This is a genomic window from Agromyces binzhouensis, assembly GCF_004135055.1.
Classification (GTDB): domain Bacteria; phylum Actinomycetota; class Actinomycetes; order Actinomycetales; family Microbacteriaceae; genus Agromyces; species Agromyces binzhouensis.
In genome coordinates, this window is the sequence record NZ_SDPL01000068.1 from 1 (window position 1) to 10,887 (window position 10,887).

The window sequence follows — 10,887 nt, forward strand, 5'->3', positions numbered from 1 at the left end:
ACGGCCGCCGCGGCCGCCGCGATGATGGCCTCGGCCGGGGCGGTCCTCGCCGCGGCACCGGCGTCGGCCGCGGACAACGCGCCGCCGGTCGCCGTGGACGACGTCTTCACCTTCGTGCAGGGCACGACGATGTTCGTGCCGGCGCCCGGCTTCCTCGCGAACGACAGCGACCCCGACGGGGACGCGATCGTCGGGCACGTCACGGACATCTACGGACCCACGCACGGCGTGTCCTGGAGTCCGAACAACGGCAGCATCGTCTACGAGCCCGCCCCCGACCTCGTCGGCTCGCTGAGCTTCGGCTATCGACTGCGCGATGCGCACGGCGCGCTGAGCAACTGGGCGACGATCACCCTCGAGGTGCTCCCGAGCGTGGAGCCCGAGCCCGAGCCCGAGCCCGAGCCGGAGCCCGAGCCGGAGCCGGAGCCCGAGCCGGAGCCGGAGCCGGAGCCGGAGCCGGAGCCGGAGCCTGAGCCCGCTGATCCGGGCGAGCCGGGAGAGCCTTCAGAGCCCGGAGAACCCGCAGAACCCGGGGAGCCGACCGAGCCCGGCGAGCCGACCGAGCCCGGCGAGCCGACCGAGCCCGCCCCGCACGAGGAGCCGGGGCCGGCAGACGTCGACGAGCCCGCCGAGCCCGTTCGCCACGAATCCGCCGAGGAGCTCGCGACGGCCGCACCCGTCGGCAGCCTCGCCCGTACGGGGGCCGACCCCCGACCGTCGCTCGCGATCGCGGCGATCCTCGCCGGGATCGGACTCCTCTTCGTCGCCGCCAGGCCGCGCTCGACGCGATGAGCCCGGTGCCGCGGCGGGCCGGGGAACCCGCCGCGGCATCCGATCCGATCCCCACTCGATCCCGCACCGAACACCGAACCACGAGAAGAACCGCAAGAGAAGGAGCAGGAACCATGATGATGTTCAGCCAGCTCGGCGACATGGTGAAGACCGTGAAGGCCGCGCCCGGCCTCATCGACCGCGCGAACGCGCTCGCCGACCGGACCGCGGCGTACCGGCAGCAGATGGATGCCATGGCGGCCCAGGCCGTGCACGCGGAGCCCGCCGCGGGCGCGCTCGAGCCCATCGCCGGCGTCGACCTCGATCGCTACGCCCGAATCGTCAAGGGCATCGCGGCCTACGGCTACGACGAGACGAAGCTGCCCGTCGTGGCCGGAATGTTCGGCATCGATCCCGAGGCGTGGGCGCAGGCCCAGGCCGGCTGGGGCGCCCGCATCCAGGCCGACCGCGGCGTCGGCCGCCGGTTCAACGAGATCTACGCGGCGGTGTGACATGGGCTTCCTCGCAGACCTCCGCACGCTGAACGCGCAGGCGACGGCCGTCCGGGAGCGGATGGACGTCGGCGCGACGCTCGCCGCCGCGCAGCAGTCCCTCGAGCAGGCCGATCGCGTGATGGCCGCGGCCGTCGCCGCGAACGACCCCGCATCCGACGCCGCGCGCGTCCGCACGACCGCCTCGGTGGTGTCCGCCCGCCAGCTGCCCATGGTGATCGGCATGGACGTCATGGTCGAGCTCGAGCTCGTCGCCAAGCTCCCGGGCGGCATCCCCGTCCCGGCGTCCCGCACCCAGCCGCTCGCGCCGATCCAGCTCGCTCGCGTGACCCCGGGTGCGATCGTCGACGTGAGCCTCGTGCCGGGTCGTCCCGAGACGGTCCGGCTCGAGATCGGGGCCTGAGCCGGCGGTCGATCCGGTGGTGACGACGGATGCCGCGTGGGGGAGCCCCACGCGGCATCCGTCATCGCGAGCAGGGGCGCCTCGGGCCGGGTCGACCGGTCGCCTGAAGCGGTCCGCGCGGGTTATACCGGAGAAGCGGAGACAAATCAAGAATCCGACTGGACACGGCGCGCCTTCCGGTCTATGCTTGACCTTTGCGCTCCCAGACCCACTATGCCTTCATATTGCGGTCGGCTTCTGCGTGTCGGGTCTCCCGGCATCCGCACCACGTCTGAGGGGTCAACTCCACCACCACCGACAGTGAACCGGCCCCCGACGGGGCCATGGAGGTCATTTCCTTGGCTGCTGCGCGCAACGCATCCACGCCCACCCCCAAGAACGGACGCGGTGCAAGCCGCCTCTCGTTCGCGAAGGTCACCGACACCCTCACCGTACCCGATCTGCTCGCCCTCCAGACCGAGAGCTTCGACTGGCTCGTCGGCAACGAGGCGTGGCGGGCCCGCGTCGAGGAGGCCATCGAGTCCGGCCGTCAGGACCTTCCCGAGGCCACCGGCCTCGAGGAGATCTTCGAGGAGATCTCGCCCATCGAGGACCTCGGCGAGACCATGCAGCTCTCGTTCTCGAACCCGGAGCTCGAGCCGCCGAAGTACACGATCGACGAGTGCAAGGAGAAGGGCAAGACCTACTCCGCTCCGCTGTACGTCAACGCGGAGTTCATGAACCACCTCACCGGTGAGATCAAGACCCAGACGGTCTTCATGGGCGACTTCCCGCTCATGACCCCGAAGGGCACGTTCGTCATCAACGGCACCGAGCGCGTCGTCGTCTCGCAGCTCGTCCGTTCGCCCGGCGTCTACTTCGAGCGCACGCCCGACAAGACCTCCGACAAGGACATCTACTCGGCGCGCGTCATCCCGAGCCGCGGCGCATGGCTCGAGTTCGAGGTCGACAAGCGCGACCAGGTCGGCGTCCGCATCGACCGCAAGCGCAAGCAGTCGGTCACCGTCTTCCTGAAGGCCCTCGGCCTGACCTCCGAGGAGATCCTCGAGGAGTTCGCCGGCTACGAGTCCATCGCGCTCACCCTCGAGAAGGACAACATCCTCACGAAGGAAGAGGCGCTCAAGGACATCTACCGCAAGCTCCGTCCGGGCGAGCAGGTGGCTGCCGAGGCCGCGCGTGCGCTCCTCGACAACTTCTACTTCAACCCGAAGCGCTACGACCTCGCGAAGGTCGGCCGGTACAAGATCAACAACAAGCTCGGCCTCGAGGCGCCGCTCACCGACTCGGTGCTGACGGTTCAGGACATCGTCGCCACGATCAAGTACCTCGTCGCGCTGCACGAGGACCGTCCGACCCTGCCCGGCCGCCGCGGCGGCAAGGCGGTCGACATCCGCCTCGACGTCGACGACATCGACAACTTCGGCAACCGCCGCATCCGCGCGGTGGGCGAGCTGATCCAGAACCAGGTCCGCACGGGCCTGTCCCGCATGGAGCGCGTCGTCCGCGAGCGCATGACCACGCAGGACATCGAGGCGATCACCCCGCAGACCCTGATCAACGTCCGCCCCGTCGTGGCCGCGATCAAGGAGTTCTTCGGAACCTCGCAGCTCTCGCAGTTCATGGACCAGAACAACCCGCTGGCCGGCCTCACGCACAAGCGTCGCCTCTCGGCGCTCGGCCCCGGCGGCCTCTCGCGCGACCGCGCGGGCGTCGAGGTCCGCGACGTGCACCCCTCGCACTACGGCCGCATGTGCCCGATCGAGACCCCGGAAGGCCCGAACATCGGCCTCATCGGATCGCTCGCCTCGTTCGCGCGCATCAACTCGTTCGGCTTCATCGAGACCCCGTACCGCCGGGTCGAGGACGGCAAGGTCACCGACCGGATCGACTACCTCACCGCGATGGAGGAGGACGACTACATCGTCGCCCAGGCCAACGCGCCGCTCGACGCCAAGGGCCACTTCGTCGAGGAGCGCGTCCTCGCGCGTCGCAAGGGCGGCGAGGTCGACCTGTTCCCGGCCGACGAGATCGGCTACATGGACGTCTCGCCGCGGCAGATGGTGTCGGTGGGCACCTCGCTCATCCCGTTCCTCGAGCACGACGACGCGAACCGCGCCCTCATGGGCGCGAACATGCAGCGTCAGGCGGTGCCGCTGCTGCGCAGCGACTCGCCGTTCGTCGGCACGGGCATGGAGGGCTACGCCGCGATCGACGCCGGTGACGTGATCACCGCCGACCGCGCGGGCGTCGTCGCCGAGGTCTCGGCCGACGCGGTCACGCTGCAGCTCGACGAGGGCGGCACGCAGACCTACTACCTGCGCAAGTTCGACCGCTCGAACCAGGGCACGTCGTACAACAACCGCGTCGTCGTCTCCGCCGGCGAGCGCGTCGAGGTCGGCGAGGTCATCGCCGACGGTCCCGCGACCGACGACGGCGAGCTCGCGCTCGGCAAGAACCTCCTCGTGGCGTTCATGCCGTGGGAGGGCCACAACTTCGAGGACGCGATCATCCTCAGCCAGAACCTGGTGAAGGACGACGTCCTCTCCTCGATCCACATCGAGGAGTACGAGGTCGACGCCCGCGACACCAAGCTCGGCAAGGAGGAGATCACCCGCGACCTCCCCAACGTGAGCCCCGACCTGCTGGCAGACCTCGACGAGCGCGGCATCATCCGCATCGGCGCCGAGGTCCGCCCCGGCGACATCCTCGTCGGCAAGGTCACGCCGAAGGGCGAGACCGAGCTGTCGGCCGAGGAGCGACTGCTCCGCGCGATCTTCAACGAGAAGAGCCGCGAGGTGCGCGACACGTCGCTGAAGGTCCCCCACGGCGAGCAGGGCACGATCATCGGCGTCAAGGTGTTCGACGCGCAGGACGGCGACGACGAGCTCGGCTCGGGCGTCAACCAGCGCGTGATCGTCTACATCGCCCAGAAGCGCAAGATCACCGAGGGCGACAAGCTCGCCGGCCGCCACGGCAACAAGGGCGTCATCTCGAAGATCCTGCCGGTCGAGGACATGCCGTTCCTCGCCGACGGCACGCCGGTCGACGTCATCCTGAACCCGCTCGGCATCCCCGGTCGAATGAACTTCGGCCAGGTGCTCGAGACCCACCTCGGCTGGGTCGCCAAGCAGGGCTGGAAGGTCGAGGGCAACCCGGACTGGGCCAAGCGCCTGCCCGAGGGCGCCCGCGAGGCCGAGCCCGGCACCAAGGTCGCCACGCCCGTGTTCGACGGCGCGCTCGAGGAGGAGATCGCGGGTCTGCTCGACTCGACCCTCCCGAACCGCGACGGCGAGCGGCTCATCGACTCCAGCGGCAAGACGCAGCTGTTCGACGGCCGTTCGGGCGAGCCGTTCCCGTACCCGGTCTCCGTGGGCTACATGTACATCCTGAAGCTCCACCACCTCGTCGACGACAAGATCCACGCGCGTTCGACCGGCCCGTACTCGATGATCACCCAGCAGCCGCTCGGTGGGAAGGCGCAGTTCGGCGGCCAGCGCTTCGGCGAGATGGAGGTGTGGGCGCTCGAGGCCTACGGCGCCGCATACGCGCTGCAGGAGCTCCTCACGATCAAGTCCGACGACATCCTCGGCCGCGTCAAGGTGTACGAGGCCATCGTCAAGGGCGAGAACATCCAGGAGCCCGGCATCCCCGAGTCCTTCAAGGTGCTCATGAAGGAGATGCAGTCGCTGTGCCTGAACGTCGAGGTCCTCTCGGCCGACGGCACCGCGGTGAGCCTCCGCGACACCGATGACGAGGCCTTCCGCGCAGCGGAGGAGCTCGGCATCAACATCTCCGCGCGCTTCGAGTCGTCGAACATCGACGAGATCTGATCCGCCAGGCATACGAGAACGACTTCAGGAATCTAGGAGAGAAATTGCTCGACGCAACGACGTTCGATGAGCTCCGTATCGGCCTGGCGACCGCCGAGGACATCCGCAAGTGGTCCTACGGCGAGGTCAAGAAGCCCGAGACCATCAACTACCGCACGCTGAAGCCCGAGAAGGACGGGCTCTTCGGCGAGCAGATCTTCGGACCCAGCCGCGACTGGGAGTGCGCCTGCGGCAAGTACAAGCGCGTCCGCTTCAAGGGCATCGTCTGCGAGCGATGCGGTGTCGAGGTCACCAAGTCCTCGGTCCGCCGCGAGCGGATGGGCCACATCGAGCTGGCCGCGCCCGTGACGCACATCTGGTACTTCAAGGGCGTGCCCTCGCGCCTCGGGTACCTGCTCGACATGGCGCCGAAGGACCTCGAGAAGGTCATCTACTTCGCCGCGTACATGGTGATCGACGTCGACGACGAGGGTCGTCACGCCGACATGCCCGGCCTCGAGAACGAGCTCCGGCTCGAGATCAAGGCCATCGGCGACGCCCGCGACGCTCGCATCGCCGAGCTCATGCAGCGCAAGGAGGAGGAGCTCGCGGCCCTGGAGGCCGAGGGCGCCAAGTCCGACCAGAGGAAGCGCGCCGAGGCCGCGGCCGACAAGGAGATGGCCGGCGTCCGCAAGTCGGGCGACGAGCAGATCGCGCACCTCGAGCGCGTGTGGGAGGACTTCCGCACGCTGAAGGTCGGCGACCTGAAGCCCGAGGACTCGGTCTTCCAGGAGCTGCAGGACCGCTTCGGCATGTACTTCGAGGCCTACATGGGCGCCGAGGCGATCAAGAAGCGCCTCCTGTCCTTCGACCTGGCCGCCGAGGCGGAGGACCTGCACCTGCAGATCGCCGAGGGCAAGGGCCAGAAGAAGATCCGCGCGATCAAGCGGCTCAAGGTCGTCAACTCGTTCCTGCAGACCGGCAACTCGCCGGCCGCGATGGTCCTCGACGTCGTCCCGGTGATCCCGCCGGAGCTGCGCCCGATGGTCCAGCTCGACGGTGGCCGCTTCGCGACCTCCGACCTGAACGACCTCTACCGTCGCGTGATCAACCGCAACAACCGCCTCCGTCGCCTGCTCGACCTCGGCGCGCCCGAGATCATCGTGAACAACGAGAAGCGGATGCTCCAGGAGGCCGTCGACGCGCTGTTCGACAACGGCCGCCGCGGCCGTCCGGTCACGGGCACCGGCAACCGCGCCCTGAAGTCCCTGAGCGACATGCTCAAGGGAAAGCAGGGTCGCTTCCGCCAGAACCTGCTCGGCAAGCGCGTGGACTACTCGGGCCGTTCGGTCATCGTCGTCGGTCCGCAGCTCAAGCTGCACCAGTGCGGCCTGCCGAAGCAGATGGCGCTCGAGCTGTTCAAGCCGTTCGTCATCAAGCGCCTGATCGACCTCAGCCACGCGCAGAACATCAAGGCCGCCAAGCGCATGGTGGAGCGTTCGCGTCCGCAGGTGTGGGACGTGCTCGAGGAGATCATCCGCGAGCGCCCCGTGCTGCTGAACCGCGCGCCCACGCTGCACCGCCTCGGCATCCAGGCGTTCGAGCCGCAGCTGGTCGAGGGCAAGGCCATCCAGCTCCACCCGCTCGTCTGCGCCGCGTTCAACGCGGACTTCGACGGCGACCAGATGGCCGTGCACCTGCCGCTGTCCGTCGAGGCGCAGGCCGAGGCCCGCATCCTCATGCTGGCGTCGAACAACATCCTCAAGCCGTCGGACGGCCGTCCGGTGACCCTGCCCTCGCAGGACATGATCATCGGCCTCCACCACCTGACGACGGTCATCGAGGGCGGTGCCGGTGAGGGTCGTGCGTTCTCGTCGATCGCCGAGGCGGTCCTCGCGTTCGACCAGAACCGTCCCGGCGAGCCGGTGCTCGACCTCGGCGCCATGGTGAAGATCCGCCTCGAGGGGCTGCACTTCGCCGAGGGCCAGGAGCCCGAGGGCTTCGTGTCGGGCCAGCCGTTCCTGATGGAGACGACCCTCGGTCGCGCGCTCTTCAACGAGGCGCTTCCGGAGGACTACCCCTTCTTCAACGCGCAGGCGGGCAAGTCGCAGATCTCGCAGATCGTCAACGACCTCGCCGAGCGCTACCCGAAGACCGAGGTGGCCGCGACGCTCGACCGCATCAAGGACGCCGGCTTCCGCTGGGCGACCCGTTCGGGCGTGACCGTCGCACTCTCCGACATCGTCGAGCTGCCGCAGAAGCGGGAGATCGTCTCGAAGTACGAGAAGCAGGCCGCGAAGGTCCAGTCGCAGTTCGAGAAGGGTCTCACGACCGACCTCGAGCGTCGTCAGGAGCTCATCCAGATCTGGACCAAGGCGACCGACGAGGTCGCGAAGGCCATGCAGGAGGAGTTCGCCGCGGACCAGGGCAACACCATCAACCGCATGGTGACCTCGGGTGCTCGTGGTAACTGGCTGCAGGTGCGCAACATCGCCGGCATGCGAGGCCTCGTGAACAACCCGAAGGGCGAGATCATCCCGCGTCCGATCATCTCCTCGTACCGCGAGGGGCTGTCGGTGGCGGAGTACTTCATCGCCACGCACGGTGCCCGCAAGGGCCTGGCCGACACGGCCCTCCGTACGGCCGACTCGGGCTACCTCACGCGTCGTCTGGTGGACGTCTCGCAGGACGTCATCATCCGCGAGGACGACTGCGGCACCTCGAAGGGCCTCGAGCTCCCGATCGCCGCGGTCGACTCGACGGGTGCGCTCGTGCGCGACCCGAACGTCGAGAACTCGGTGTTCGCCCGGTCGCTCGCGACCGACACGGTGAACGCGAAGGGCGAGGTCGTGGCCGCCGCAGGCGACGACGTCGGCGACGTGCTGATCGACAAGCTCGTGGCGGCGGGCGTCGAGTCGATCAAGGTCCGCTCGGTGCTCACCTGCGAGTCCGCGGTCGGCGTGTGCGCGAAGTGCTACGGCCGTTCGCTCGCGACGGGCAAGCTCGTCGACATCGGCGAGGCCGTCGGCATCATCGCGGCCCAGTCGATCGGCGAGCCGGGCACCCAGCTCACGATGCGCACCTTCCACACCGGTGGTTCGGCCTCGGCCGACGACATCACGCAGGGTCTGCCCCGCGTGCAGGAGCTCTTCGAGGCCCGCACCCCCAAGGGTGCGTCGCCCATCGTCGAGGCCCCCGGTCGCATCACGATCGACGAGACCGAGAAGCAGCGCAAGGTCATCCTCACGCCCGACAACGGCGACGAGCCGATCGCGTACAACGTGCTCAAGCGTTCGACGCTGCTCGTCGAGGACGGCCAGCACGTCGAGCTCGGCCAGCAGCTGATCGTCGGCACCGTCGACCCGAAGGAGGTCCTCCGGGTCAAGGGCGTGCGCGAGGTGCAGAAGCACCTGGTGAACGGCGTGCAGGACGTGTACCGCTCGCAGGGCGTGCCGATCCACGACAAGCACATCGAGGTCATCGTCCGGCAGATGCTCCGCAAGGTGACGGTCGTCGACCACGGCGACACCGACCTGCTGCCGGGTGAGCTCGTCGACCGTTCGAAGTACAACGGGATCAACCGTGCTGCGCTCACCGAGGGCAAGAAGACGGCGTCGGCTCGTCAGGAGGTCATGGGCATCACCAAGGCCTCGCTCGCGACCGAGTCGTGGCTGTCGGCCGCGTCCTTCCAGGAGACGACCCGCGTGCTCACGCAGGCCGCCATGGAGGGCAAGTCCGACCCGCTCGTCGGCCTCAAGGAGAACGTGATCATCGGCAAGCTGATCCCGGCCGGTACGGGCCTCGCCAAGTACCGGAACGTCACCGTCGAGGCGACCGAGGAGGCGAAGGCGGAGCGCTACCCGAACCGCATCTTCTCCGACGACGCGTCGTTCACCGAGGGCGACCTCAGCTTCGTCGACTTCGACTCGTTCTCGAGCGACGACTTCACCCCCGGCAACTACAGCTGATCCCCACGGGGCGGCGGCCCGGCCGCCGCCCCGTGCACACGACGGGCCCCGGAGCGATCCGGGGCCCGTCGTCGTCCGATCGCCACCGCCTGATGACGGCACTCAGGTGCGCGGGCTAGTATCTCGGGCGGTCGTCCCATCCGAATCCGTCCCGGAGCCCACATGCCAGACGCTGCCCCCGCCACCCGCCGATCGAGGACGCTGCTCATCGTCGCCGCGTCCGCGCTGGTGATCGCAGTCGTCGCCCTCGTCGTGGTCCTGGCGCTGCCCGCCCCGGGCAGCCAGTCCGCCGAGCCGGCGTCGCAGACCCGTCCCGCGCCGACCGCCGAGCCGGCACCGGCACCGGTCGCGGTCCCGACGCCGGAGCCGGTGCGCGACGAGCGGATCCCGACCGACTGCGCGGGCATCTACACGTTCGACTGGTCGAGCACGTTCGCTCCCGGCTACGCGCTGAACCCGGAGTGGTCGACGGCCGACGGCGCTCCGGCGCTCTTCGGGACGGATGACGCGGGCGCGCTGCCGGTGCTGCAGGAGACGTCGCAGCTCACCTGCGCGTGGCTCCCCCCGGAGGGCGGCGACGGACGCGTCGGCCTCGTGACGAACGTCGCGAGCGTCGACGAGGCCCAGACCGCGGCGGCGATCGCGGCGTTCCAGGCCGCCGGCCAGGAGTGCTACCAGGAGGAGGGCGGCACGCGCTGCATCCTCGAATTCGAGGGCGTTGCGGGCTCGGCAGGCGAGTCGCACTTCATCCGCGAGGGCCTCTGGATCGCCACGCGCTGGGACGGCCCGGCCGTGAGCGGCTACACGCTCGACATCGTCTCGCAGCTCTTCGCCTGACCCGCGACCGGGTCCGGCCTGCACCGCGACGCGCGGGCGACCTCCCGCGCGTGCCTCCCGGTCGCACGCCGACGCGTTGCTAGAGTGAGCCGCACCACGGGCGGCCGGTGCTGCCCGGAAGGAGCGGACGATGAGCAGCACGACACCCGGATCCGAGCCCGACCGGCCGGCCGCCGACGACCGGTCCGCGACCGACGCCACCGACGCGTCGACGGATGCCGCGTCGGGCGACGACATCGCCGCCGAGCAGGCGCAGGTCGACCCGACGGCTCCCGATGCGGAGCACGTCGATCGCGTCGAGCCTCCGGCCGTCGCGCCCGAACCGGCCGCGTCCGGGGAGGAGCACGACTTCACCGGGACGCAGGGCGCGGAGGAGCCGACGTCGGCGGAGGCATCCGCACCGGTCGCGCCGACGCAGGCCGAGACGGCCGACGAGCGATCCGAACTCGACGCCGCCGTCGAGCGGGCGCGCACCGACCACCCGCCCGTCGCCGACGAGACGACGGCGATCGACGAGCACCCCGAGCCGGTGCGCGCCGAAGCCGTCCGCCGCGAGACCGGCGTGCCCGAGACGGTCGGCGCGACGG

Annotated in this window: 6 protein-coding genes and 1 pseudogene; all 7 read left to right on the forward strand. The window is 69.5% G+C overall.

The genetic code is table 11. The features are described from left to right. On the forward strand, positions 1-792 hold a 792-nt coding region (locus tag ESO86_RS19735; RefSeq protein WP_207207025.1), incomplete at its 5' end, for an Ig-like domain-containing protein. Between the two features lie 113 nt (positions 793-905). Further along, on the forward strand, positions 906-1,283 hold the full coding sequence (locus tag ESO86_RS05635; protein WP_129233958.1) for a hypothetical protein: 378 nt from the start codon (positions 906-908) through the stop codon (positions 1,281-1,283). A gap of 1 nt (position 1,284) precedes the next feature. Then, complete coding sequence (locus ESO86_RS05640) at positions 1,285-1,686, forward strand: hypothetical protein (RefSeq protein ID WP_129233960.1); 402 nt, start codon at positions 1,285-1,287, stop codon at positions 1,684-1,686. Positions 1,687-2,024: 338 nt separating this feature from the next. Then, the gene (gene rpoB / locus ESO86_RS05645) at positions 2,025-5,516 is read left to right on the forward strand and encodes a DNA-directed RNA polymerase subunit beta (protein ID WP_129233962.1); all 3,492 of its coding nucleotides are present in this window, start codon (positions 2,025-2,027) and stop codon (positions 5,514-5,516) included. Between the two features lie 44 nt (positions 5,517-5,560). Further along, positions 5,561-9,463, forward strand: coding sequence for a DNA-directed RNA polymerase subunit beta' (gene rpoC / locus ESO86_RS05650; protein ID WP_129233964.1), 3,903 nt, complete (start codon positions 5,561-5,563; stop codon positions 9,461-9,463). A 162-nt stretch (positions 9,464-9,625) separates the two neighbouring features. Next, positions 9,626-10,300, forward strand: coding sequence for a hypothetical protein (locus ESO86_RS05655; RefSeq protein WP_129233966.1), 675 nt, complete (start codon positions 9,626-9,628; stop codon positions 10,298-10,300). Between the two features lie 130 nt (positions 10,301-10,430). Beyond that, a pseudogene (locus ESO86_RS05660) lies at positions 10,431-10,887 on the forward strand (hypothetical protein); the annotation flags it as partial.